Annotated in this window: 20 protein-coding genes and 1 pseudogene; 13 read left to right on the plus strand and 8 right to left on the minus strand. The window is 72.9% G+C overall.

Annotation, left to right across the window (positions count from 1 at the left end; all coding sequences use genetic code 11):
* The first annotated feature begins 121 nt into the window (after positions 1-121).
* The 6 genes and pseudogenes from ACFXAE_RS06610 to ACFXAE_RS06635 all read left to right on the plus strand — a co-directional run bounded on the left by ACFXAE_RS06610 (position 122) and on the right by ACFXAE_RS06635 (position 5510).
* A pseudogene (locus ACFXAE_RS06610) lies at positions 122-1198 on the plus strand (family 43 glycosylhydrolase).
* Between the two features lies 1 nt (position 1199).
* Positions 1200-2612 (plus strand): RICIN domain-containing protein, encoded by a 1413-nt coding sequence (locus ACFXAE_RS06615; RefSeq protein WP_384708968.1) that lies wholly within the window; start codon positions 1200-1202, stop codon positions 2610-2612.
* Complete coding sequence (locus ACFXAE_RS06620) at positions 2609-3673, plus strand: rhamnogalacturonan acetylesterase (protein ID WP_384708971.1); 1065 nt, start codon at positions 2609-2611, stop codon at positions 3671-3673. Before ACFXAE_RS06615 ends, ACFXAE_RS06620 begins: the two co-directional genes overlap by 4 nt.
* A gap of 117 nt (positions 3674-3790) precedes the next feature.
* Positions 3791-4252 carry a hypothetical protein gene (locus tag ACFXAE_RS06625; RefSeq protein WP_384708974.1) on the plus strand — a complete coding sequence of 154 codons (462 nt, stop codon included), beginning with the start codon at positions 3791-3793 and terminating at the stop codon, positions 4250-4252.
* Positions 4249-5013, plus strand: coding sequence for an isocitrate lyase/phosphoenolpyruvate mutase family protein (locus ACFXAE_RS06630; protein ID WP_384708977.1), 765 nt, complete (start codon positions 4249-4251; stop codon positions 5011-5013). The genes ACFXAE_RS06625 and ACFXAE_RS06630 overlap by 4 nt, the downstream gene beginning before the upstream one ends.
* A 71-nt stretch (positions 5014-5084) precedes the next feature.
* On the plus strand, positions 5085-5510 hold the full coding sequence (locus tag ACFXAE_RS06635; RefSeq protein WP_384708980.1) for an NUDIX hydrolase: 426 nt from the start codon (positions 5085-5087) through the stop codon (positions 5508-5510).
* On the opposite strand, the gene ACFXAE_RS06640 is transcribed toward ACFXAE_RS06635, so the two are convergent.
* The 4 genes from ACFXAE_RS06640 to ACFXAE_RS06655 form a co-directional block, all read right to left on the minus strand.
* Entirely contained in the window at positions 5497-6222 is a 726-nt protein-coding gene (locus tag ACFXAE_RS06640; protein WP_384708983.1) for a hypothetical protein, read from the minus strand. The genes ACFXAE_RS06635 and ACFXAE_RS06640 overlap by 14 nt on opposite strands.
* 17 nt (positions 6223-6239) lie before the next feature.
* A complete protein-coding gene (locus tag ACFXAE_RS06645) occupies positions 6240-6554 on the minus strand; it encodes a hypothetical protein (protein ID WP_384708986.1) in 315 nt (104 codons plus the stop codon).
* Positions 6509-7633, minus strand: coding sequence for a hypothetical protein (locus tag ACFXAE_RS06650; protein WP_384708989.1), 1125 nt, complete (start codon positions 7631-7633; stop codon positions 6509-6511). Before ACFXAE_RS06650 ends, ACFXAE_RS06645 begins: the two co-directional genes overlap by 46 nt.
* A 137-nt stretch (positions 7634-7770) precedes the next feature.
* On the minus strand, positions 7771-8340 hold the full coding sequence (locus ACFXAE_RS06655) for a TetR/AcrR family transcriptional regulator (protein WP_384709074.1): 570 nt from the start codon (positions 8338-8340) through the stop codon (positions 7771-7773).
* A gap of 170 nt (positions 8341-8510) precedes the next feature.
* Here ACFXAE_RS06655 and ACFXAE_RS06660 point away from each other — a divergent pair, with 170 nt between their 5' ends.
* Both ACFXAE_RS06660 and ACFXAE_RS06665 read left to right on the plus strand, forming a co-directional pair.
* Positions 8511-10235 (plus strand): PHP domain-containing protein, encoded by a 1725-nt coding sequence (locus ACFXAE_RS06660; RefSeq protein ID WP_384708992.1) that lies wholly within the window; start codon positions 8511-8513, stop codon positions 10233-10235.
* Positions 10232-10741: a hypothetical protein gene (locus tag ACFXAE_RS06665; RefSeq protein ID WP_384708995.1), complete on the plus strand. Its 510-nt coding sequence runs from the start codon at positions 10232-10234 to the stop codon at positions 10739-10741. The genes ACFXAE_RS06660 and ACFXAE_RS06665 overlap by 4 nt, the downstream gene beginning before the upstream one ends.
* Before the next feature lie 6 nt (positions 10742-10747).
* Here the strand turns inward: ACFXAE_RS06665 and ACFXAE_RS06670 are convergent, their stop codons facing one another.
* The 3 genes from ACFXAE_RS06670 to ACFXAE_RS06680 form a co-directional block, all read right to left on the minus strand.
* A complete protein-coding gene (locus ACFXAE_RS06670) occupies positions 10748-13612 on the minus strand; it encodes a glycoside hydrolase family 2 TIM barrel-domain containing protein (protein ID WP_384708998.1) in 2865 nt (954 codons plus the stop codon).
* 514 nt (positions 13613-14126) lie between these two features.
* On the minus strand, positions 14127-15353 hold the full coding sequence (locus ACFXAE_RS06675) for an ROK family transcriptional regulator (protein ID WP_384709001.1): 1227 nt from the start codon (positions 15351-15353) through the stop codon (positions 14127-14129).
* A 130-nt stretch (positions 15354-15483) separates the two neighbouring features.
* Positions 15484-16737 (minus strand): D-arabinono-1,4-lactone oxidase, encoded by a 1254-nt coding sequence (locus ACFXAE_RS06680; RefSeq protein ID WP_384709004.1) that lies wholly within the window; start codon positions 16735-16737, stop codon positions 15484-15486.
* A 155-nt stretch (positions 16738-16892) separates the two neighbouring features.
* On the opposite strand from ACFXAE_RS06680, the gene ACFXAE_RS06685 reads away from it, so the two are divergent.
* The 5 genes from ACFXAE_RS06685 (at position 16893) to ACFXAE_RS06705 (ending at position 23243) form a co-directional block, all read left to right on the plus strand.
* Positions 16893-18215 carry a radical SAM protein gene (locus tag ACFXAE_RS06685; protein ID WP_384709007.1) on the plus strand — a complete coding sequence of 441 codons (1323 nt, stop codon included), beginning with the start codon at positions 16893-16895 and terminating at the stop codon, positions 18213-18215.
* 235 nt (positions 18216-18450) lie between these two features.
* On the plus strand, positions 18451-19926 hold the full coding sequence (locus ACFXAE_RS06690; RefSeq protein ID WP_384709010.1) for a cellulose binding domain-containing protein: 1476 nt from the start codon (positions 18451-18453) through the stop codon (positions 19924-19926).
* A 276-nt stretch (positions 19927-20202) separates the two neighbouring features.
* A complete protein-coding gene (gene rsgA, locus ACFXAE_RS06695; RefSeq protein ID WP_384709013.1) occupies positions 20203-21300 on the plus strand; it encodes a ribosome small subunit-dependent GTPase A in 1098 nt (365 codons plus the stop codon).
* Positions 21301-21309: 9 nt separating this feature from the next.
* The gene (locus tag ACFXAE_RS06700; RefSeq protein WP_384709016.1) at positions 21310-22752 is read left to right on the plus strand and encodes a DNA-3-methyladenine glycosylase 2 family protein; all 1443 of its coding nucleotides are present in this window, start codon (positions 21310-21312) and stop codon (positions 22750-22752) included.
* Positions 22752-23243 (plus strand): methylated-DNA--[protein]-cysteine S-methyltransferase, encoded by a 492-nt coding sequence (locus ACFXAE_RS06705; RefSeq protein ID WP_384709019.1) that lies wholly within the window; start codon positions 22752-22754, stop codon positions 23241-23243. The genes ACFXAE_RS06700 and ACFXAE_RS06705 overlap by 1 nt, the downstream gene beginning before the upstream one ends.
* A gap of 18 nt (positions 23244-23261) precedes the next feature.
* Here ACFXAE_RS06705 and ACFXAE_RS06710 read toward each other — a convergent pair whose 3' ends face one another.
* Positions 23262-23744: a DUF456 domain-containing protein gene (locus tag ACFXAE_RS06710; protein ID WP_384709021.1), complete on the minus strand. Its 483-nt coding sequence runs from the start codon at positions 23742-23744 to the stop codon at positions 23262-23264.
* Positions 23745-23815: the final 71 nt, after the last annotated feature.

The following is a 23815-nucleotide window of genomic DNA, read 5'->3' on the forward strand; positions in this document are numbered from 1 at the left end:
GTGCGCCGCGCCGGACCCGTTGACCTCCCTCTGACACGCCCTTACCTTGTCGGCGTTCGTCATGTCAGATGCGGTTCGAAACCACGAACGGCATCGTCCTCCCCCACGAGAGGCAGACCGCATGAGCCGCGCCGCCGACGACCTGCCCCACCCGCCCCCCGCCCGCAGACTCCTGCTGAAGGGCGCCCTCGCCGCGGGCGCCCTGGCCACGGCGACCCCCGCCGCCGCCCACGCCGCCACGCCGATCAAGGCAGCCCCGTACGTGAACCCGCTCGTCCCCCACCGCGCCGACCCGCACATCACCCGGCACACCGACGGCTTCTACTACTTCACCGGCACCGCACCCGAGTACGACCGGATCGTCCTGCGCCGCTCCCGTACCCTGGGCGGGCTCGGGAGTGCCGCCGAGGCCGTGATCTGGCGGGCGCACCCCACCGGCGACATGGGTGCCCACATCTGGGCGCCGGAGATGCACCGGGTCGCCGGCAAGTGGTACGTCTACTTCGCCGCCGCGCCCGCCGAGGACGTGTGGGCGATCCGCATCTGGGTGCTGGAGAACGCCCACCCCGACCCCTTCAAGGGCACCTGGGTCGAGAAGGGACGGATCAGGACCGCGTGGGAGACCTTCTCCCTGGACGCCACCACCTTCGCCCACCGCGGCACCCGCTACCTCGCCTGGGCCCAGCACGAACCCGGCATGGACAACAACACCGCCGTCTGGCTCTCCGAGATGGCCGACCCCTGGACCCTGACAGGGTCTCAGATACGGCTCTCCACGCCCGAGTACGACTGAGAGCGCATCGGCTTCGCCGTCAACGAGGGACCGTACGTGCTGCACCGCAACGGCCGGCTGTTCATGACCTACTCGGCCAGCGCCACCGACCACCACTACTGCGTGGGGCTGCTGACCGCCGACGAGGACAGCGACCTCATGGACCCCGCGAGCTGGGCCAAGTCGCCCGTCCCCGTCTTCACCAGCAACGACACCACCGAGCAGTACGGGCCCGGCCACAACTGCTTCACCGTCGCCGAGGACGGCCGCACCGACGTGCTCGTCTACCACGCCCGCCAGTACAAGGAGATCACCGGCGACCCGCTCGACGACCCCAACCGCCACACCCGCGTCCAGAAACTCGGCTGGAAGGCGGACGGCACCCCCGACTTCGGCGTCCCCGTGGCCGACACCGAGGGGGCGTGACATGAGACGTGCCCACGCCGTACTGCTCGCACTCTGTCTCGCGCTCGCCGGTTCCCTGGCCACCGCCGGGCCCGCGCAGGCCGCCCCGCAGACGATCGTCAACGGCACGCAGTTCACCGACCGTTCGGGAAGTCCCGTACACGCCCACGGCGGTGGTGTCCTCAAGGTCGGCGCGTACTACTACTGGTTCGGCGAGCACCGCAACGCCGACAACACCTTCCGCTCCGTGGACGCCTACCGTTCCACCGACCTGAAGAACTGGGAGTTCCGCAACCATGTGCTGACCGAGGCGAGCCACCCGGAACTCGCCACCGCCAACATCGAGCGGCCCAAGGTCATGTACAACGCGTCCACCGGCCGGTTCGTGATGTGGATGCACAAGGAGAACGGCAGCGACTACAGCGAGGCCCGCGCCGCCGTCGCCGTCTCCGACACCGTGGACGGGGACTACACCTGGCGGGGCAGCTTCCGGCCGCTGGGGCAGCACATGTCCCGCGACATCACCGTCTTCACGGACACCGACGGCGCCGGCTACATGGTCTCCGCCGCCCGCGAGAACTACGACCTGCACATCTACCGGCTCACCGCCGACCACACCGGCATCGCGGGCCTGGTCGCCAATCCCTGGCCCGGCGGCCACCGCGAGGCCCCGGCCCTGTTCAAGCGGAACGGCGTGTACTTCATGCTGACTTCCGGCGCCACCGGCTGGAGCCCCAACCAGCAGCAGTACGCCACCGCCACCAGCCTCTCCGGCCCCTGGTCGGCGATGCGCGACGTCGGCGACTCGACCGCCTTCGGTTCCCAGACCGCGTACGTCCTGCCGGTGCAGGGGACTTCCGGCACCTCGTACCTGTACCTGGGCGACCGCTGGGGCAACTCCTTCGGCGGGACCGTCAACGACTCCCGGTACGTGTGGCTGCCGCTGACCTTCCCGTCGTCCACGTCGATGTCGATGTCCTGGTCGCCCGAGGTCACCCTCGACACGGCCGCCGGGACGGTCACCGGCACCAACGCCACATACCACACGCTGATCGCGCGGCACAGCGGTAAGTGCGCGGACGTGACCAGCCAGTCGGTGTGGCCGGGGGCGCAGATCAAGCAGTACGACTGCAACGGCGGCGGCAACCAGAAGTACTGGTTCAAGCCCGTCGGCGGCGGCTACCACCAGCTGGTGGTCCGCGGCAGCAGCCTGTGCGTGCGGGAGAACGCGAGCACGGTCACGCAGGAGAACTGCGACGCCTCCGCGACCGGCCAGCAGTGGTCCGTCACCACCACGGGCTCCTACGTCAACGTCATGTCCCGCGCCACCGGCGAGTGCCTGGACGTGAACGGCGGCTCCACCGCCAACTCGGCGGCGCTCATCACGTACACCTGCAACGGAGGGACCAACCAGCAGTGGACACGCGGGACATGAGACCGGGCCGCACGCTCGGCCGGGCCGCCATGACGACGGCCGTGGCGCTGGGCATCGGCCTGTCGGCCGTACCGGCCCAGGCACAGCGGCACCAGGGGCGTCCGCCCGCCCCCGGCATCGAGAACTGCACGGCCACCGCCTGCCACTTCGACCTGCCGCCCGGCACCTACGACGTGCGGGTCACCCTCGGCGGTGACCGGGCGTCCAGCACCGCCATCGGCGGCGAGACCCGGCGCGCCCTGCTCCCGGAGACCGCCGCACCGGCCGGGGAACGTGTCGTCCGGAGCTTCACCGTGAACGTCCGCACACCCGAGGGGGAACCCCTCGGCGCCGGGGGCGCGCCCGGACTCGACCTCACCGTCGGCGGAACCGCGCCCGCGCTCGCCGGCATCCGGGTCACCCCGGCCCGGCACGCCCGGCAGATCCTCCTGGTCGGCGACTCCACGGTCTGCGACCAGCCCGGTGACCCGTACTCCGGCTGGGGCCAGCGACTGCCCCAGTACCTGCGCAAGGGGCTGTCCGTGGCCAACTACGCGGACTCCGGGGAGAGTACGGTCAGCTATCTCGGGAACCCGCTCCTCTGGGACACCGTCCGGTCACTGATCCGGCGCGGCGACCTCGTCCTGATCCAGCTCGCCCACAACGACAAGACCACCGACGGGGCGACCTACCGGGCCAACCTGGAGACCCTGGTGACGGGCGTGCGGGAGCGGGGCGGCGAGCCCGTCCTCGTGACCCCGGTCGTGCGGCGCTGGTTCAACACCGACGGCACCCTGGACAACACCACCGCCCTGCTGGTCAACGGGCTCGGCGTCGACCACCCGGCCGTCATCCGCTCCGTCGCCGCCGACCGGGACGTCCCGCTGATCGACCTCACCGCGCGGACCAAGGAAGTGGTGGAGTCCCTCGGGGTGGAGGGCTCCAAGGCCCTGTACCTCTACAACGAGAAACGGGACAACACGCACACCTCCGTGCACGGCGCCACCGTGTACGCGGACCTGGTCCGCGAAGAACTGCTGAACCTGCGTCTGGTGCCCAAGGGCACAGTCAGGGTGGGATGAAACCCCTGGGGCGCTCCGACCGGAACCGGGGCGCCCCAGGCCCGACTTCACGACTTCACGTCTTCACGCCCGGACAGTTCGGCCGGCACCGAAGCGTCCCGCTCCTAGCGTGGCCGCATGAACGAGAACACGCAGACCGGTACCCCTTCCACGGCCGTCACCGGCATGGTCGACCACGTCCTCGCGCTGGCCGCCACCTGGACCCGCTGGGACGGCGAACCCGCGCACGTCGACGGCCGCGTCCACACCCCGCACAAGGCGATCCGCCGCGTCGCCGACCACCTCGTCGACCATCTCGCGGAGCTGGAGGCCCGGCTCGCCGGTGAGGACCCCCAGCCCGACCACTGGCACGCCTCCCTGATCACCACCGAGGCGGACCTCGCCCCCTTCACCCCGCAGGACCTCGACGAGGCCCGCAGCCGCCTCACCCGGCTCGCCCGCGTCTGGGCCAACCGCCTCGACGCGCTCACCGACGAACAGCTCGACGACTCGCCCGGCGAGGGCTGGAGCTTCCGCGAACTCGCCCGTCACCTCACCGAGTCCGTCTACTACGCGGATGCCGTCGGAGACCTGTCGTGACCGCCTTCGCCGACCTCCACCACGCGGACGAACCCCTGCTGCTGCCCAACGCCTGGGACCACGCCTCCGCCTTCCTCCTCGCCGCCCACGGCTTCCGGGCCGTCGGCACCACCAGCCTGGCCGTCGCCGCGGCGGCCGGCCTGCCCGACGGGGCCGCGGCCACCCGCGAGGAGACACTGCGGCTCGCCCTCACCCTCGGCTCGGGACCGTTCCTGCTCTCCGTGGACGCGGAGGGCGGCTTCGGCGACGACCCCGACGACGTGGCCGAACTGGCCCGTGAGCTGTACGCGCTGGGCGCCGCCGGCATCAACCTGGAGGACGGACTGGGGCCCGCCGACCGGCACGCCGCGAAGATCGCCGCCGTCCGGGCGGCGGCCCCCGGCCTCTTCGTGAACGCCCGCACCGACACGTACTGGCTCGGCGACGGCGAGGACACCCCCCGCCGCCTCGACGCCTATCTCCGGGCGGGCGCGCACGGCGTGTTCGTGCCCGGCCTCACCGGCTCCCGGGAGATCGCCGCCCTGGTGCGCGGCCTGGCCGGCGTCCCCCTCAACATCCTCTACTCGCCCACCGGCCCCTCCGTGCCCCACCTCGCCGACCTCGGCGTCCGCCGTATCAGCCTCGGCTCGCTGCTGTACCGGCGGGCCCTGGGCGCGGCGCTGGAGACGGCGACCGACATCAGGGCGGGCCGGAAACCGGAGGGCACGGCACCGTCGTACGAGGAGATCCAGAAGCTGAGCGGACGAGCCGATGAGGCATGACCCTGGTACGGTTGACGCTTTCGCGGGTATCAGACCCTTTGGACTCATCTCCGGCGAGGGACCGAGGAGCCATGGACATGGACATCCCCGGCGAGAAACGGCTGGCGGCAGCGGTCGTGAGGGACGACGAGGGGCGGGTGCTCCTGGTGCGCCGCAGCGCGGCGGAGAAATTCCTGCCCCGGGTGTGGGGCGTCCCGTGCGGCAAACTCGAACCCGACGAGGACGCCCGCGACGGCGCGCTGCGCGAGCTGAAGGAGGAGACGGGCCTGCTCGGCGAGATCGTGCGCAAGGTGGGCGAGTCGTCCTTCGTCAGCGACTACCGGGGCCGGGAGACCAAGAACTGGCAGGAGAACTTCCTGGTCCGCCCGCTGACGGACCGGATCACGCTCCCCCTGCCGGACCAGGCCCACGCCTGGCTGCACCCGTCCGAGCTGTCCGGCGTCGACATCGACGACTACAACCTCGACGTCGTACGCCAGGCCCTCACGGACTCCTGAGCAGCTCCGCGAGACCCTTCAGCGCGGCCAGGTAGCCCGGCACGTCCAGCGGCTGCTTGGGCACCGCTCCCGCGTGCGGGCCCGCCGCCGTGAACACGTCGGTGTGCCGCCGCCGTTCGGCTCCCGTCTCCAGGAACAGCGTCACCGTCGGCGCCCGTGTGTCGCACCAGGCGCGGTGCAGGGTGTGCGCGGGCAGGGCGTAGGTGCTCCCCGCCGCGTAGCGGCCGGTGTGGGACAGCCGCAGCCGCGCCGGACCCGCCGGGGTCAGCAGCCAGTCGGCCGATCCGTCCGCCAGGGACTCCTCGTACCGGGTCGCCTCGATACCACCGGCGCCGCCCGCCTCGTACAACTCCATGCAGAGCCGCCCGCGCACGATGTGCGAGGCCAGCGCGCAGCGGTGGTTGTGGATGTCCTCCTTGCCGGTGCCGCCCGCGCCCGCGTGCCACAGGTGGACGCGCAGCATGTGCCGCGGACCCGCGTCGACCAGCAGCAGCTTGTCGAAGCCGAGCACATGCCGGTACGACAGCCGGGCGCGGCCCTCGAGATCGCCCTCGCCGCAGGCCAGTTCGGTGACCAGCTCCAACAGCCGGTCGTCGGCGCCCAGTTCCGCGACCACCGCGCCCGCCGCGGCCACCCGGTCCCGCTCGGGCAGCTCACCGTCCAGTGTCCGGGCCAGTAACCGCCGTGCCGCCGGAACCCGCCGACCCCCCATGTGCTCCATCCCTTCCCTCACCGCTCGTCCGGCCGGTACGTCCACAGGGCGTGCGCCCGCAGCGCCGACAGGCCCTGGTACGTCATCCACATCGGGTGCCGCAGTTCGGTGCTGCCGCCCCGGCCCCAGGACCAGATGCCGTCCCGCTGCCCCGACCGCACCGCGGCGACGGCTCCGTCCACCAGCTCCCGCCACGTCTCCTCCAGGCCGTCCTGCCGGGCGACCTCCAGCGCGCCCCGGGAGAGCAGGGCCCGCGCGATCCAGGTCGCGGTGAAGTGCCGTACGTTCAGCACCTCGTGGCGCGCGGGATCGTCCGGGCGGGGCCGGCGCACCTCCTCGCGCAGGTTCTCCAGGTCCAGGCAGGCGTGGTGCGGCGCGTCGGGGCAGGACAGCAGCCAGCGCACGCCGTCCTCACGGGCGGCGCGCACGCCCGCGTTCTCGCCCAGGACACGTGCGGCACGCTCCAGGGCGACCACCGCCTGCGCGGTGTGCAGGGGGACGGCGGCCCGTACGGCGCGTCCAGCCGGTAGCCCCAGCAGCGCAGACGGTCACGGGCGGGGTCGCTGATCGCCCCGTCGACGAGGGCCTCGCGCAGCGGCGGCAGGGCGCCGCCGCGGGGCGCGGCGCGCAGCAGCCCGCGCAGCACCGTCGTCACCACGTGTGTCGACTCCCGTCCGGCGCGGTCGAGTCCCGGGGTGAACGCGGTCGTGCAGCGGTCCACCTCCCGGGCGAGACGCTCGGGTGACACGCCCGCCCGGGCCAGCGCGCCCAGCACCAGCGCGGTCACCTCGGGCCGGGCCTCGGCCCCCTGCGACCGGGCCGACCAGCCACCGCCCGGAAGCCGCAGCCGCCACAGCGTGTCGACCAGCTCGCCCGGCACCAGCCGGCCGTCGGTCATGCCCAGGTCGAGCAGGGTCTGCAGCCCGTACGCCGTGCCGACGGACGTGGGGCGGGAGGGACCGCTCTCGCCCAGGGAGTGCGACCAGCCGGTGAGCCGCCCCCGGTCCGGGTCGTCGACCACCGACACCTGTGCGACCAGGGTGTCGTACGCGGACGCGAGGACATCGGGGAGCGGGCCGGGCGTGGGGCCGGTGACGGGCCCCGGAGGGGTGGCCGCGGGGGCGGATCCGGCGGTCCGGGCGCGCACCAGCGCCGCCGCCAGCCACGCGGCGAGCGCCGTGCCGGCCCCGCTCACCGAGGAGACCAGGTACTTCGCCGCCTCCCCGCCCAGGGAGTCGGGCAGCACCTGGAACAGGAACTGGAACACCCCGTACCCGGCGGCCACGCAGCCGAGCCCGCCGAGCCAGCCCACGAACCGTACGGGACGGGACGCCCCGCCGTCCGGCCCGGCGGGCGGCGGGGCGGGGCGCACAGGGCTCAAGGGGTCGCGCCCCAGGCGTTGTCGAGACATGGAGCGCTCCCTCCCCGCGGGCGGCGGCACATGGTTCTCCCTGAAGATCCCATCCTAGGAAATCGGCTCCGACTCAACGTCCGTACCGCTGTTCTCGCCGTCTCACACCCGACACGCGCGTCCGACGGTCAACTTGCTTAAGCACGGGGCCAGTTCACAAGAGCGATGTGCAGGGCCCCGACCGCTGCGTCCCAGGACGCCCGGACGTCCCGGGGGTCGCCGAAGGCGCCGGCGGACTCCAGGGCGCAGTAGCCGTGGAAGGTGCTGCGCAGCAGGCGTACGGCGTCGGTGAGGCCGGGTTCCCGCAGGCCGTACGCCCGGAGCAGGCCGTAGGTGAGCTCGGCGGTGCGACGCAGGGCGGGGGAGCCGGCGACCAGGGACCGGTCCAGGGGGAGCTGGATGGCGGCGTAACGGCCCGGGTGGCTCAGGGCGTACTCCCGGTAGGCGTTCGCGAAGGCGGCCAGCGCCTCCTCGCCGGTCCGTCCGGCGACCGCCGCCGCGATCCGGTCGGTCATCTCGCCACCGGCCAGCAGGGCCATCCGGGTGCGCAGGTCCCGCAGGCCGCGCACATGTGCGTAGAGGCTCGCGTCCTTCACTCCGAAGCGCCGGGCCAGCGCGGACAGGGTGACGTTCTCGTAGCCCGCCTCGTCGGCGAGGTCGGCGGCGGCCGCGACGAGACGGTCGGTGGTGAGTCCGGCGCGCGGAATGGAAGCCTCCGAATCAAACCCGACAGGAAGCGCCCAGCCTACCGAGCACATGTGCGCGAGCCGCCGTGTCCGGGGCATGCGGCGCTCATCTGCAAGTTGTTCAACGTTCATGCGCCTCCTTGATCCTCCACAGGCGGCGTCGTCGCGCCGCGGTATCGAGGAGGCATTCCATGGGTCACGGGCACGCACACGGACACCATCACCACCATCACGGACACGACCACCAGCACGAGACGACGGCCCCGCTGCCCGCCGCCTTCGACACCTCCGTGCCCGACGAGGCGCTGAACCCCGAGCAGAAGTCCCGCCGCACGCTGCTGCGCCGGGCCGGGCTGCTCGGTGCGGGCCTCGCGGCCGGCACTGTGCTGTCCGCCGGCGCCGGTGCGGCCACGCCCGCGCACGCGGCGGGCGACAGCCGTCGCGGCAAGGGCAACGGCAAGGGTTTCCTGTGGCTGGCCGGTGACCACCACATCCACACCCAGTACAGCAGCGACGGCAAGTACCGCGTCGTCGACCAGGTCCGCCAGGGCGCCAAGCACGGCATGGACTGGCTGGTCATCACCGACCACGGCAGCACCACCCACGCCAAGATCGGCGTCGACAAGGTCAACCCGGACATCAAGGAGGCCCGCGCCGCCTACGAGGACACCCTCGTCTTCCAGGGCCTGGAGTGGAACATCCCGGCCGCCGAGCACGGAACCGTCTTCGTCCACCCGGGCCCGGGCGAGGTGTCCGTCCTCAAGCAGTTCGAGACCGACTACGACGGCAGCGTCAAGGGCGCCTCCGATTCCACCCCCGCCAACGAGGCCCTCGCCGTCGCCGGTCTGAACTTTCTCGCCGACCAGGTGAGACGGCGCAAGGTCAAGGACGCCCTGATGCTCGCCAACCACCCGGCGCGGCGCGGTGTCGACTCCCCGCACGAGATCCGCGCCTGGCGGGACGCCACCGGCACGAACCCCCAGATCGCCGTCGGCTTCGAGGGCGCCCCCGGCCACCAGGCCGCCGGCCTGCCCAAGCCGCTGGGCATGGGCCGCGCCCGCGGCATCTACGACAACAACCCCGGCGCCAACTCCTTCTCCGGCTACCCGCTGGAGAGCTACCGCACCTGGGGCGGCTTCGACTGGATGACCGCCACCGTCGGCGGCCTCTGGGACAGCCTCCTCGCCGAGGGCCGCCCCTGGTGGATCACCGCCAACTCCGACTCCCACCAGGTGTACGCCGACACCGCCGCACGCGGCACGGGCGGCGACTTCAACACCGACGGCCGGTACCCCAACCCCGTCTACGCGGGTCAGATCGACACCACCCAGGGCGACTACTGGCCCGGCCAGTACAGCCGCACCCACGTCGGCTCCGACGGCTTCTCCTACGCCGCCGTCATGGACGGCATCCGCGCCGGCCGCATCTGGGTCGACCACGGCCAGCTCATCAGCGGCCTCGACGTCCGTGTCTCCGGAGGCAGCCGCTGGGCCACCCTCGGCGGCGCCCTGCACGTGCGCAAGGGCACCAAGGTCACGCTGACCGCGGACATCGCCCTCGCCGGCGGCGCCAACTGGGCGGGGTTCATCCCCAAGCTCGCCCGCGTGGACGTCATCCAGGGCGATGTCACCGGCCCGGTCGCCGACAAGGACACGTTCACCGCGCCCACGGCGAAGGTCGTCCGGTCGTACGACGTCGACAAGACGACCGGCACCGTCCGGGTCACCTTCGACCTCGGCCGCGTCGACCGCCCGGTGTACGTCCGGCTGCGCGGCACCGACGGCAACCGGTCCGCCGTCGGCGCGATGGGCGCCCGGGTCGACCCGGCGGGCCCCGCCCTCGACGTCGTCGGCGACGCCGACCCGTGGCGCGACCTGTGGTTCTACACCAACCCGGTGTGGGTCCTGCCGTCGTGACGCCGCACGCACTCACCGTGGACGCGGGCATCGGGGACCTGCTCGACGCCGACCGCCTGCTGCACCGGATGGCAGCCGAACTCGTCCTCTCCGAGGACACGTTCGGCTGCACCCACCTGGTACGCGACGACCGTCCGCGCGTCGTCGTGTCCCTGTCCCTGCCCTCGCGGCCGCTCCCGGACACCCTCCGGGAGCGGCTCGCGGGGTACGGCGCCGTCTCCCCGGGCCTGCCCGACGAGGTGGGGCGCGCGGTGCTCTATCCGGGTGTCTCCGCGCTCACCGGCACGCTGACCGTCGCGGAGCTGCTCGCCGGCTCCGCGATCGCCCGCGTGACGGTCCTGGGCACGCCCGAGCCACCCGGCCCGGACACACGCATCGTGACCCGCGACCACGTGCGGCCGCAGTGGCAGCGGGACGAACTCGTCCTCGCCGCCACCCCGGCCCTGGGCGGCACCCTCGTGCCGTTCGAGGTCCCGGACCCCACGCCCTGCTGTGCGGACCACTGAGCCCCGTCAGTCGCGCGGCTCCGAGAAGACGAAGGAGAACTCGGCAGGTCCGGGCCACAGGTAGTACCGGGGCAGCGGGCCCGGACCGCAGGACTGCGAGCCGATGCCGTGCTGCCGGTGGTCCAGGTTGACCCAGACCGTGTCGCCGGGGACGAGGTCGGTGCGGTGGCGGGCGGCGTCCAGGTGCTCGGTGGTCCAGGGCCGGGCCGTGAACCAGAACTCCGGGTCGCCGTCGGCCCGCAGACCGCCGATCTCCACCCAGCGCACGTTCGCGTGGGCGCCGTTCTCCTGCGGGCGGACGTAGGGCGTCTGGAGCTCCCCGACGCTCGCGTCCCACAGCAGGTCCTTGGACGCGGCCCGGGTGTCCGGGTACGACTCGTTCCCGCCGCCGAACCAGAAGACGGCGTCCTCGGGGGTGACCCCGAGGAGGCCGAAGCGGATGCCGAGCCGGGGCAGCGGCACCCGCCAGTCGCCCTCCGGCACGACCGAGACGGTCAGCCGCACCCGCGTGCCGTCGGACGTCCAGCGGTACGCCGTCCGCAGGCCCGTCTCCCGGCCGGCGGGCGCCACCCGGGTCCGTACGGTCAGCGCGTCACCGTCCGTCTCGACCGCGTCCAGCCGGTGCCGCATGCGGTGCAGGCCCAGCTCGCGCCAGAGCGGTCCGTACCGGGTGTCCGTCTGCCAGGTCGCCCCGTCGTCGTTGTCGGTGGTCGCCCGCCACACGTCCAGCCGCAGATCGCTCACCGGCACACCGGAGAGCGTGCGCACCGCGCCGGTGCGGGCGTCGAAGACCGCCGGTCCCAGCGTGATCCGGTCACCGTCGACGGAGGGCCGCACGCCGGTCGCCGCCGGCAGCGGGGCGCGGCGGGCCACCGTCCGCTGCGCCCAGGCCACTTCGTGGCCCTTGCCGGCCCAGGACCCGTCCTCGGCGAGCAGGGCGCGCACGGACCACTGGACCTCCTCGCCGCCGCCGTCCGGGGCCTCGGGCAGCTTGACCTCCGCCGACTCCCCGGGGGCGAGCGGCGGCACGGTGAGCCGGTGGGCCCCCGTCGGCTCACCGTCCACCTGGTGGCAGAACTCGAACGTGAGATGGGCCAGGTCCGCGAAGTCGTACCGGTTGGTCACCCGTACGGTGCCGTCCGCGTCGCCCGCCTCGATCCGGACCGGCTCGATCACCTTCTTGTACTCGATCAGCCCCGGTGACGGCGTGCGGTCCGGGAACAGCAGCCCGTCGCAGACGAAGTTGCCGTCGTGCAGCTCCTCCCCGAAGTCACCGCCGTAGGCGTAGCCCAGCTCAGGATGCTCGACACCGTGGTCGATCCACTCCCAGACGAAGCCGCCCTGGAGCCGGTCGTACCGCTCGAACAGCTCCTGGTACTCGGTGAGTCCGCCGGGGCCGTTGCCCATGGCGTGCGCGTACTCGCAGAGGATCACGGGCAGTTCGCGCCTGCGGCGGGTGCCGCCGTCCAGGCCCCGCGCGATCCGCTCGACCTCCTCGTGCGGCGGGTACATCCGCGAGTACACGTCCGTGTCGCGGCAGCCGGTGTCGCCCTCGTAGTGCACGGGACGGGAGGGGTCCCGGTCGTGGATCCAGTCGGCCATCGCGGTCAGTCCGCGTCCGGTGCCGGCCTCGTTGCCGAGGGACCACATCACGACCGACGGGTGGTTCTTGTCCCGCTCGACCATGCGGGCGGCGCGGTCCAGCAGGGCCGGTGTCCAGCGGTCGTCGTCGACGGGGTTGTCCCGCCAGTCCTGTTCGACGAAGCCGTGGGTCTCCAGGTCGCACTCGTCGATCACCCACAGCCCGTACTCGTCGCACAGGCCGAGGAAGGCCGGGTGCGGCGGATAGTGCGAGGTGCGGACCGCGTTGACGTTGTGCCGCTTCATCAGCAGCACGTCCTCGCGCATGGTGCCGAGGTCCAGCGCGCGGCCCCGGCGCGGATGCCACTCGTGCCGGTTGACGCCCTTGAAGAGCAGGGGCGTTCCGTTCACCTTGATCAGGCCGTCCTCGACGACGACCGTACGGAAGCCGATGCGCAGCGGGACGCGTTCGCCCGCCGTCACCAGCACCCCGTCGTACAGCCGGGGCGTCTCGGCCGTCCACGGCTCGACCGGGAGGGTGACCGGTTCTCCGGCCGTCACGTCGATGCCCAACTCCTGGACGACCACCCGCCCTTCGGTGTCGGAGTCGACGCGCAGGGTGCCCGCGCCGGTGACGTGGTCGTAGGAGGCGTGCACGAAGAAGTCGCCGGCGCTGCCTGCCGGGCGGTGCAGCAGGGTCACGTCACGGAAGATGCCGGGCAGCCACCACTGGTCCTGGTCCTCCAGGTACGAGCCCGCCGACCACTGGTGGACCCGGACCGCGAGGACGTTCCCGGACGGCTTCAGCAGGTGCCCGACCGCGAACTCGTGCGGCAGCCGGGAGCCCTTGAACTCCCCGAGCTCCGTGCCGTTCAGCCACACCAGGGCGCAGGACTCCACCCCGTCGAAGCGGAGCACGGCGTCGCCCTCGCCCGGCCAGTCGCCGGGCAGGTCGAAGACGCGCAGATGGTCACCGGTCGGGTTCTCGGTGGGGACGTGCGGCGGATCGACGGGGAAGGGATAGAGGTGGTTGGTGTAGATCGGCGCGCCGTGGCCCTGGAGCACCCAGTGGCCGGGCACGGTCACCTCCGCCCAGTCCCCGGCGTCGTAGCCGGGCACGGCGAACGAGTCGTCCTCGGCGTCCGCGGTGGCGGACACCCGCAGGCGCCAATCGCCGTTCAGGGAGAGGGACGCCGCGTCGGAGGAGGCGTACCAGGCGCGCGGGGGCAGGGTCCCGCGGCCGGGGGAGACGTCCTCGACGTAGCCGGTCGCCGGGGTGCGCAATGACATGGGTCTCCTAGATCGGTCCTGGCTCAGCCATGGAAGTCGACGGTCTGGTCGGTCATCGGAGCTTCTTCGTGGCCACCCCGGCCTTCAGGCCGGGATCTTCGCATGGTGCCGAAGTACAAGTGCGCCTGGTACGGGCGCGAATTCGTCGTGCTCGACCGCTGGTTCCCCTCCAGCGGGGAACCCCGGAAAGTACTGCCGGGACAGGAAGCGGGTGAAACCACTGTGATCCGGAGCCGCCCCCGCGGCCGTCGTTGCCGCCGCACGCGGTGAGTCCGCCGGCGGCGGCGAGGCCCAGGACGGCGCGGAGTGCTGGTCGGTGGTCCCCTGTGCTGTCGCTCGATGTCGGCATGTCGACGTCCTTGTCCCGAGTGGGGCTTACGGCGGATGGTGTTCAAGGACCTGCGGTGCGCGGGACGTCACCCTTCGGCAGATACTTCGGCAAGGGGTGGGGCGAAGCCTGCGCGAAGCGTCGCGGTCCGTTCGTGACGACGAACGGCGACCGACGGACCGGGAGTCACCGGCGACTGCCGGCGGTACGTCTCCCGGAGCCCTTCCCGGCCGACTGCAGCGCGCCCTCCAGTGCGAACGTCGCCGCTCCCAGACACACCGGATCGGTGGGGATCGGGGAGAGGACGATCCGGGTGGCGGCCAGCGGGCGGCGCAGCGCGTGCCGGGCGACGGCCGTCCGCACCTCATCGAGCAGCGGCTCGCCGAACGCGGCCGCGACCCAGCTGCTGAGCACGACCACCTCCGGGTTGAAGAGGTTGACCAGACCGGCGATCCCGGCGCCGAGACAGCGGGCGGTGTGCCCGAGCACCCGTACCGCCACCGGATCGCCCGCGCCCACCCCCCGGGCCAGCGCGTCGATGGTGGCCGTCTGGTCGCCGGGGCGCAGCAGCGGGCTGTCCGGGCTCAGCTCCCGCAGGTTCAGCATGATCCCGGGCGCGCCGGTGTACGTCTCCACACAGCCCCGGTTGCCGCAGTGGCAGGGGCGGCCGTCCAGGACGAGGGTGGTGTGCCCCCACTCACCGGCGCTGTTGCTCACCCCCCGGTGCACCCCGCCGCCCAGCACCAGCCCGGCCCCCACCCCGGTCCCGAGGTTCACCACCACCGCGTCCCCGTACCCGCGCGCCGCCCCGAACCACAGCTCGGCCACCGCGCAGGCCCGCAACGGGTTGTCCAGGTACAGGGGGCAGGCGATGTGGTCCGCGAGCAGGTCGAGCAGGGGGACGTCGTGCCAGTCCCAGTTCGGCGCGTACGCGCAGACACCGGTGTCCCGGTCCACCTGACCCGGCACGCTCACCCCGACCCCGAGCACCCGCGCGCCCTCCACCCCGGCCCGCGCCACCACCGATCCCACCGTCGTGGCCACATGCCCCACGACCTGCTCGGGCCGGCTCTCCCCGGGGCGCATGCCCTCCTCGGCGCGGGCCAGCACGTTCAGCGCCAGGTCGAACAGCTCGACCCGGACGTAGGTCTCGGCGAGATCCACGCCGATCAGCGCGCCCCCCGGCGCGTTGACGGCCACCAGGCCCCGGGGACGGCCGCCGGCCGAGTCCTCGAAACCGACCTCGGTGATCATGCCGAGGTCGAGCAGTTCCCCGACCAGTGTGGCGACGGTGGCGAGACTGAGCCCCGTGGCGGCCGCCAGCTCCTGCCGGGAGGTGGGCGACGCGGCGATGATCTGGCGCAGCACCTGATAGCGGTTGGCCGTACGGATGTCCCGCGACGTGCGCTTCACCGGGCTGCCCCCATCCCTGCCGGGCCGGGCCGACCGGGCACCGGCGCGCGGCAAGGCTATGGGGAGGCGGACCTTTCGACAAGGGGTTCGGAAAGGGGCTGGACGAAGTCCGGACAGGGCCGGCGGGCGTTCAGTCGCCCAGGACGTCCCGGACGAACGCGTTGGTGAACGTGCCCGCCGGGTCCAGGTCACGGACGAGGGCCCGGAAGTCGTGCAGGCGCGGGTAGCGGGCGTGCAGCTCCGCCGCCGGCGTGGTGAACACCTTCCCCCAGTGCGGCCGCGCCCCGAACGGCGCCAGCGCCTCCTCCACCCGCCGCACCACGGGCAGCACCGACCGGGTGTCCTCGACCCAGGTGAAGTGGACGGCCACCGTGTCCCGGCCGTAGGAAGGGCTGAGCCACTGGTCGTCGGCGGCGACGGTGCGCACCTCGCAGGTCTGCAGCACCGGGGCGACCGTCTCCCGGATGCCGTCCATCGCCCGCAGCACGCCGACGGCCGACTCCCGCGGCATCAGGTACTCCGACTGCAGCTCCGCCCCGCTGCTCGGGGTGAACTCCGCCCGGAAGTGCGGCAGCCGCTCGTGCCAGGGCCCCGGCACCCCGAACTGCTCGGTGCAGTTCACCGCCGGCATCCCCGGCACCGGGTGCATCTTCTCGGTCGCCGCGGGCGCCCAGGGGAAGTCCGGCAGCGGCTGGTCGGTGCGCCGCTTCACCCACACCTGACGGAAGCCCGGCGCCCGCCAGTCGGTGAACAGGCTCACGCTGTACGCCGCCGACATCACCTTCTCGAACGTGGCGGGATCCAGTCCCTCCAGCGGCATCTCGGTGAACACGCGCTGCTCGACCTCGAAGGCCGGCTCCAGATCCAGGGTGAGCGCGGTGACGACACCGAGCGCGCCCAGCGAGGTGACCGCGCCGCCGAACCGCTCGTCGCCGCGCGTCACGGTCACCGTCGAGCCGTCCGCCGTGACCAGCTCCACCGCGCGCACGGACGAGGCGAGCGGACCGTTGCCGACGCCGGAGCCGTGGGTGCCGGTGGCGACCGAGCCGGCCACCGAGATGTGCGGGAGCGACGCCATGTTCGCCAGCGCCAGCCCGTGCCGGTGCACCTGCCGGGCCAGCTCGGCGTAGCGCACCCCACCGCCGACCCGTACCGTCCGGGCCGTCGTGTCCACGTCCACCTGCGGGGGCAGCGCGTCCAGGGAGACCAGGACGCCGTCCGCACCGGCCTCGGCGATCTCGTTGAAGGAGTGCCCGCTGCCCAGGGCCCGCACCCGCGCGCTCCCGGCGACCAGCGCGCGCAGCGCGTCCAGGCTGTGCGGGCGGTGCAGCTCCCCGGCGGCGTACGTGATGTTGCCCGCCCAGTTGGTCACGGTCTCGGCCATCGTTCGTCCTTCCTGGCGATCGGGACCGAAAAGGTCCCCGCCGGAACCTACCTCGGGAGTGATTCACGCCCTGTGGGGGGACCCGGCACCCCGGATGTCCGAGCGGGGGCATACCGTGAGGAGTCGTACGTCCGAACCGGGAGGAGAACAACGGGATGGGCAGCCGTACCGCGCTGGTCGAGGATCTGATGGAGCGGTTCCCGCACGTGCCGCGCGAAGCCGTCTTCAAGGAGGACCTGCTGCGCGGCGGTGTGGCCTTCGACCCGTCCGCGCTCAGCGACAACGAGAACGGCGAGGTCAAACCGAAGTCGTACTTCATCTTCTCCTTCGACCACGGCACCCTGCCCGAGCTGGGCGAGGCCGCGCTGCGCCGCCCGCCGGAGGAGATCATCCTCACCGGCGGCCCGTACGACCTGCGCCGTACGGTCGTGTCCGTCCGCGTGAACCCGGCCTCCCCCTACCGCGTCGCCGCCGACGAGCACGGCGTGCTCGGCCTCTACCTCGACGGCAAGCGGATCTCGGACGTCGGCGTGCCGCCCATGCCCGAGTACTACCGGCACACCCTGTCCAACGGGAAGTCGGTCATGGAGGTCGCCCCCACCATCCAGTGGGGCTACCTGATCTATCTGACCGTCTTCCGGGTCTGCCAGTACTTCGGCGCCAAGGAGGAGTGCCAGTACTGCGACATCAATCACAACTGGCGCCAGCACAAGGCGGCCGGCCGGCCCTACACCGGGGTGAAGGACGTCGAGGAGGTCCTGGAGGCCCTGGAGATCATCGACCGGTACGACACCGCGAAGGTCTCCACGGCCTACACCCTCACCGGCGGCGCCATCACCAAGACGGTCTCCGGACGCGACGAGGCCGACTTCTACGGCCACTACGCCAAGGCCATCGAGGAGCGCTTCCCCGGCCGCTGGATCGGCAAGGTCGTCGCCCAGGCGCTGCCCAGGGACGACGTACAGCGCTTCAAGGACTACGGCGTGCAGATCTACCACCCCAACTACGAGGTGTGGGACGAGTACCTGTTCAAGATGTACTGCCCCGGCAAGGAGCGCTACGTCGGCCGTGACGAGTGGCACCGGCGGATCCTCGACTCCGCGGAGATCTTCGGCGCGCGCAACGTGATCCCCAACTTCGTCGCCGGCGTGGAGATGGCCGAGCCCTTCGGCTTCAAGACGGTCGACGAGGCCATCGCCTCCACCACCGAGGGCCTGCGCTTCTTCATGTCGCACGGCATCACGCCCCGCTTCACCACCTGGTGCCCGGAGCCCACCACCCCGCTCGGCAAGGCCAACCCGCAGGGTGCGCCGCTGGAGTACCACATCCGGCTGCTCCAGGCGTACCGGCAGACCATGGAGGACTTCGGCCTGTCCTCGCCCCCCGGCTACGGCCCGCCCGGACCCGGCAAGGCGGTGTTCTCCGTCAGCTCCTTCATGGACAGCCTCCCGGCACAGGAGCCCGCCGAGGCGGTCTGAGCCACCGGGGTCGGCGCCCCTTGGGGAAGAAGCGGAAGACGCGGAAGGCCGGAACCGAGACGTTCCGGCCTTCCGTGCGTATGGTCCCTGCGAGGGGTCGCGGTTCCGACACGGAAAGTGAGGGAAGCGCTTGTCAGTTGTGTCGGGGACGTGAAAAACTCGGCCACTGCCGCGAGGTTTCCCCAACTCCACTGCCCTTATGGCGAGTTGACCTCGTTCGTGATGCGGGAGTCTCATGCCCGACCTGCCGAGCCCCCAGGACGCCACCGAGGCGGCGCTGTTCACCGAGTGCTGGGACGCGGCGCTCTCCTACGCCGACCTGTGCACAGCCGGGTCCGCCGCCGCGGCGGAACTGGCCCGCGAGGCCTTCGCCCAGGGCATACGGGAGCTGCGCGAGGCGGAGTCGAGCACCACCCGCGGCTACAGCCGCCGTTCCACCAGGCTGCCCCGGATACCCCTGCTGCTGACCGCCGTTCGCAGCACGGCGGCCACCTGGGAAGAGGCGGGGCAGGGGCACAAGCTCGACCCCGATCTGCGGCTGTGGCTCCACTCCGACAAGGCCGCCCGCTACACCGGCCCGCCACTGGAACGCCCGGTCGCCCTGCGCGGACTGCGCGATCTGCAGCCCGCGGACGCCGAACTGCTCTGGCTGGCCGAGGCGGAGGCTCTGCCGCTGCCCCTGGTGGCCCGCCGGCTCGGCCTCGACCCCGCCACCGCGGCCGACGAACTCGCGCAGGTGGGCCGCCTGTTCCGGGACCGCTGCCACCGCAACCACCTCGACTCGCCCCTGGACGCCGAGTGCCGCAGCTACGCCCGGCTCCTCGACGCCGTCACCCGCTCGCCCGCCGCGGACACCCCCGACGACCTCTCCCGGCACCTCGCCACCTGCCACCGGTGCGCCGAGGCCGCCGCCTGTCTGCGACTGCACGGCGGCGGACTGCCCGGCGCGCTGGCCGGCGGGGTGATCGGCTGGGGCGGCCTCGCCTATCTGGAACGCCGCCGCCGCGCCGCCGAGGTACGGCTCGGGGCCGGTCGCCCGGACCGGACCGACGCGGACGGCGGCGACCCGGCGGACGGCACGGACAGGACGCGCGTCGCCCGGCACGGTCTGCTGGTCGCCGCCCTCCTGGTCTCCCTCCTCGCGCTCGCGGTCTCCCTGATGCCGTTCGGTGACACGTCCGACGAGGGCGCCGCACGCCCGGACGCCGACCGGCAACCGGTGGCCGACCCCGGACCCTCCCTGCCCTCCGCGCCCACGGTCTCTCCCGGTGAAGCCTCCGCGGGCTCCCCGGAACCGTCCCCCGAGCGCACCCCGGACCGGAAGGACCCCGACCCCGGACCGCAGGGCACCTCCTCCGCCACCGCCGCGCCCGAAACCACCGCCCGCAGCGAGCCGGCCGCCTGCCGGGTCGGCTACGACCTGGTCAACGAGTGGCCCGACGGCTTCCAGGCCACCGTCACCGTCACCACACGGGACCCCCTCGCCTCCTGGCGGGTCGGCTTCACCTTCCCCGACGGCCAGCGGGTCACCCAGATGTGGGACGCCTCGCCGCACCAGGACGGCCCCCGGGTCACCGCCACCGCCGCCGACTACAACAAGTCGGTCGCCGCCGGCGGGAAACTCGCCTTCGGCTTCCTCGCGTCCCGGGACGGCGCGAACCACCCGCCGTCCGGCTTCACGCTCAACGGCCGCGCCTGCGCGACGGTGTGACGCGGGAGCCCGGAAGGACAGGACGCGGGAGCCCGGAAAAACAAGTTGACGGGCCGGGGCGACCGCGGGCTACTGTGACCACAGATCACGCGGTGGCCGTGCGCCGCCGTACCGGACCGTTCGTGGAGTGAGGAGGTGTCGACCGATGGCTGTCATTGCGCCGGGCGCTGCCCACATGCAGGAACCCATCACGTCCACCTCCGTGGCCACCGGCTGAACCCTTTCCCGTCCGCGTACGCGCGGCCGCCGGGGCCACCCACCTGAAGGGTCACCCCCTTGAGTTCCACCACCTCCGTTTCCTCCGCGCTCGCCCCCTACGGCTGGGACGACGCCTGGGCGGACGAGTTCGCCCCCTACGACGCGGAAGGGCTGCTGCCCGGACGCGTGATCCGGGTCGACCGCGGCCAGTGCGACGTCGTCACCGCCGGCGGCACCCTGCGGGCCGACACCGCGTTCGTCACCCCGCACGACCCCCTGCGGGTCGTGTGCACGGGCGACTGGGTCGCCGTCGAACCCGGCGGGAACCCGCGGTACGTACGTACGTACCTGCCGCGCCGTACCGCCTTCGTGCGCTCCACCTCCTCCAAGCGGTCCGAGGGACAGATCCTCGCCGCCAACGTCGACCACGCCGTCGTCGCCGTCTCCCTCGCCGCCGAACTCGACCTGGCCCGGATCGAACGCTTCCTCGCGCTCGCCTGGGAATCCGGGGCACAGCCGGTGGTCGTCCTCACCAAGGCCGACCTCGTGCCGGACGCGGTGACCCGCGCCCACCTCGTCCAGGACGTCGAGACCAGCGCACCGGGCGTGCCCGTGCTCACCGTCAGCGCGCAGGACGGGGACGGACTCGACGTCCTCGCCGCGATCGTCGCCGGCGGTACATCGGTGCTGCTCGGACAGTCGGGAGCGGGCAAGTCCACCCTGGCCAACGCGCTCCTCGGCGAGGACGTGATGGACGTACGGGCCATCCGCGACGTCGACGGCAAGGGCCGCCACACCACGACCACCCGCAACCTGCTGGCGCTGCCCGGCGGGGGAGTCCTCATCGACACACCGGGCCTCAGGGGCGTCGGCCTGTGGGACGCCTCCACCGGCGTCGGCCAGGTGTTCGCCGAGATCGAGGAGCTGGCCGGGGACTGCCGTTTCCACGACTGCGCCCACGAGAGCGAACCGGGCTGCGCGGTCCTCGCCGCCGTCGAGACCGGTGACCTGCCGGGGCGCCGCCTGGAGAGCTACCGCAAGCTGCTCCGGGAGAACCAGTACATCGTCGCCAAGACCGACGCCAGGCTCCGCGCGGAGCTCCGCAAGGACTGGAAGCGCAAGGGCGCCATCGGCAGGGCGGCGCTGAGGGCCAAACAACAGGGTCGCCTGCGATAACACACCTCCATGTCCGATTTCCGCCAGCCGGGACCCCCCGGCCGGCGGAGACTGGGCGGTGTGAAGGACGAGGACAGCAGGTACGAGGCGGTGCGCAGCCGGGACGCCCGGTTCGACGGAGTGTTCTTCTTCGCCGTCGAGACGACCGGGATCTACTGCCGGCCCAGCTGCCCCGCCGTCACCCCGAAGCGGCACAACGTGCGGTTCTTCGCGACCGCCGCCGCCGCGCAGGGCTCCGGGTTCCGCGCCTGCCGGCGCTGCCGCCCGGACGCCGTGCCCGGCTCCGCCGAGTGGAACGTGCGGGCCGACGTCGTCGGCCGGGCCATGCGGCTGATCGCCGACGGCGTCGTCGACCGCGAGGGCGTCGCCGGACTCGCCGCACGGCTCGGCTACAGCGCCCGCCAGGTGCAGCGCCAGCTCACCGGCGAGCTCGGCGCCGGGCCCGTCGCGCTCGCCCGCGCCCAGCGGGCGCACGCCGCACGCGTGCTCCTGCAGACCACCGGCCTTCCCGTCACCGAGATCGCCTTCGCCTCCGGATTCGCCAGCGTGCGGCAGTTCAACGACACCGTACGGGCCGTGTACGCCACCACCCCCAGCGAGCTGCGCGCCTGCGCGCCCCGCCGGGGCCGGGCCGCCGCACGGACCGCCACCCCGTCCGCCGGCATCCCCCTGCGGCTCGCCCACCGCGGCCCGTACCAGGCGGGACCCGTCTTCGACCTGCTGGAACGCGAGGCCGTCCCCGGCATCGAGGAGGTGAGCGGCAGCGCGGGCACCCGCACCTACCGGCGCACCCTGCGCCTGCCCTACGGCACCGGCATCGCCGCCGTGGCCGAACGCCCGCACACCGGGCCGGGCGCCCACCCCGGCGGCTGGCTCGACGCCCGCGTCCACCTCACCGACCCCCGCGATCTGACCACCGCCGTACAACGCCTGCGGCGGCTGTTCGACCTGGACGCCGACCCGTACGCCGTCGACGAACGGCTCGGTGCCGACGCCCGCCTCGCCCCGCTGGTCGCCGCCCGGCCCGGACTGCGCTCACCGGGTGCCGCCGACCCGGAGGAGCTCGCGGTGCGCGCGCTGGTGGGCCGCGACGAGGCCGCACGGCTGGTCGAGTGTTACGGCAAGCGGCTCGACGCCCCCTGCGGCACCCTCACCCACCTCTTCCCCGAGGCCGCCGTCCTCGCCGGGGCCGAGCCCGGCGGCACCCTGGGCGCACTCACCGCCGCCCTCGCCGACGGCACCGTACGCCTCGGACCCGGCGCCGACCGGGACGACGCCCGGCACGCCCTGGCCGCCGTCCCCGGCCTCGACGCCCGTACGATCGCCGGGATCCGCACCCGCGCGCTCGGCGACCCGGACGTGGCCCCGCCCGGCCCGGACGTTCCCGACACCTGGCGCCCCTGGCGCTCGTACGCCCTGAACCACCTGCGCGCCGCAGGGGAGTTGGAGTAATGATGACCATGTACTGGACGCGTGCGGACAGCCCCGTCGGACCGCTGCTGCTCACCGCCGCCCCGACCGGCGAGCTGACCTCGCTGTCCGTGCCCGGACAGAAGGGCGGGCGCACGCCGGCGGACGACTGGCGGCGGGACCCCGGACCGTTCCGCGAGGCCGAGCGGCAGCTCACCGCGTACTTCGCGGGCGACCTCAAGGAGTTCCGGCTGGCCATGAGCGCCGTCGGCACCCCGTTCCGGGAGAAGGTGTGGGCCGCGCTCGACGACGTCCCCTACGGGGCGACCGTGTCCTACGGCGAGATCGCGGCCCGGATCGGAGCGCCCCGCGCCGCCGTGCGGGCCGTCGGCGGCGCGATCGGCGCGAACCCGCTGCTCATCGTCCGTCCCTGCCACCGGGTGATCGGCGCCGACGGCTCGCTGACCGGATACGCCGGCGGGCTGGAACGCAAGGTGCGGCTGCTCACCCACGAGGGCGTACTGCGGCCGTGAGCCGAGGGGGCGAGGGCTTCAACCCCAGAACACCGCGCCCAGCCACGCCGCCGCGATCAGCTGGCAGGTGAACAGCTCCGTCAGCACGCTCCAGCCGCCCGAGCGCAGCGCCGTGCGCAGCGCCGCGACCGCCTCGCCGTGGCGGCCCAGCCGGAGCCGCTCGAAGACGTAGATCCCGGCAAGGAAGCCCGGGACCGCGCCGATCACGGGCAGCAGAACGAAGCCGGCGAACGAGCCGCAGCCCGCGTACGCCAGCATCCGGCCGTCGTCGCCGCCCGCCCGCAGCCGGCGGGGCGGCAGCGTCCAGCGCACCACCTGCGACAGGAACAGCACGACGGTCGCCCCCACGCACACCCACCACGCGACGGGCCGCGGATCCTTCAGCGCCCACCACAGGACCCCGGCCCACACCAGCCACGACCCTGGCACCCCTGGCAGCAGCACTCCCCACAGCCCGAGCAGGAGCACCAGTCCGGCGAGCAGGAGGTCCCACGCTCCCATCCCTCCAGAGTGCAGGAGGCCGGGGAACGGCGCAGGACGGAACGACTCCGGCGCCCCCCGTCGCACAGCCG

The organism is Streptomyces sp. NPDC059454 (assembly GCF_042749965.1).
Taxonomy (GTDB): domain Bacteria; phylum Actinomycetota; class Actinomycetes; order Streptomycetales; family Streptomycetaceae; genus Streptomyces.

Bases quoted from the DNA above. Each gene is read 5' to 3' on its own strand.
- ACFXAE_RS06620 (WP_384708971.1), top strand. From the start codon at position 2,609: ATGAGACCGGGCCGCACGCTCGGCCGGGCCGCCATGACGACGGCCGTG.
- ACFXAE_RS06670 (WP_384708998.1), bottom strand. From the start codon at position 13,612: ATGTCATTGCGCACCCCGGCGACCGGCTACGTCGAGGACGTCTCCCCC.
- ACFXAE_RS06625 (WP_384708974.1), top strand. From the start codon at position 3,791: ATGAACGAGAACACGCAGACCGGTACCCCTTCCACGGCCGTCACCGGC.
- ACFXAE_RS06705 (WP_384709019.1), top strand. From the start codon at position 22,752: ATGATGACCATGTACTGGACGCGTGCGGACAGCCCCGTCGGACCGCTG.
- ACFXAE_RS06615 (WP_384708968.1), top strand. From the start codon at position 1,200: ATGAGACGTGCCCACGCCGTACTGCTCGCACTCTGTCTCGCGCTCGCC.
- ACFXAE_RS06680 (WP_384709004.1), bottom strand. From the start codon at position 16,737: ATGGCCGAGACCGTGACCAACTGGGCGGGCAACATCACGTACGCCGCC.
- ACFXAE_RS06660 (WP_384708992.1), top strand. From the start codon at position 8,511: ATGGGTCACGGGCACGCACACGGACACCATCACCACCATCACGGACAC.
- ACFXAE_RS06635 (WP_384708980.1), top strand. From the start codon at position 5,085: ATGGACATGGACATCCCCGGCGAGAAACGGCTGGCGGCAGCGGTCGTG.
- ACFXAE_RS06650 (WP_384708989.1), bottom strand. From the start codon at position 7,633: ATGTCTCGACAACGCCTGGGGCGCGACCCCTTGAGCCCTGTGCGCCCC.
- ACFXAE_RS06640 (WP_384708983.1), bottom strand. From the start codon at position 6,222: ATGGGGGGTCGGCGGGTTCCGGCGGCACGGCGGTTACTGGCCCGGACA.
- ACFXAE_RS06685 (WP_384709007.1), top strand. From the start codon at position 16,893: ATGGGCAGCCGTACCGCGCTGGTCGAGGATCTGATGGAGCGGTTCCCG.
- ACFXAE_RS06690 (WP_384709010.1), top strand. From the start codon at position 18,451: ATGCCCGACCTGCCGAGCCCCCAGGACGCCACCGAGGCGGCGCTGTTC.
- ACFXAE_RS06710 (WP_384709021.1), bottom strand. From the start codon at position 23,744: ATGGGAGCGTGGGACCTCCTGCTCGCCGGACTGGTGCTCCTGCTCGGG.
- ACFXAE_RS06700 (WP_384709016.1), top strand. From the start codon at position 21,310: ATGTCCGATTTCCGCCAGCCGGGACCCCCCGGCCGGCGGAGACTGGGC.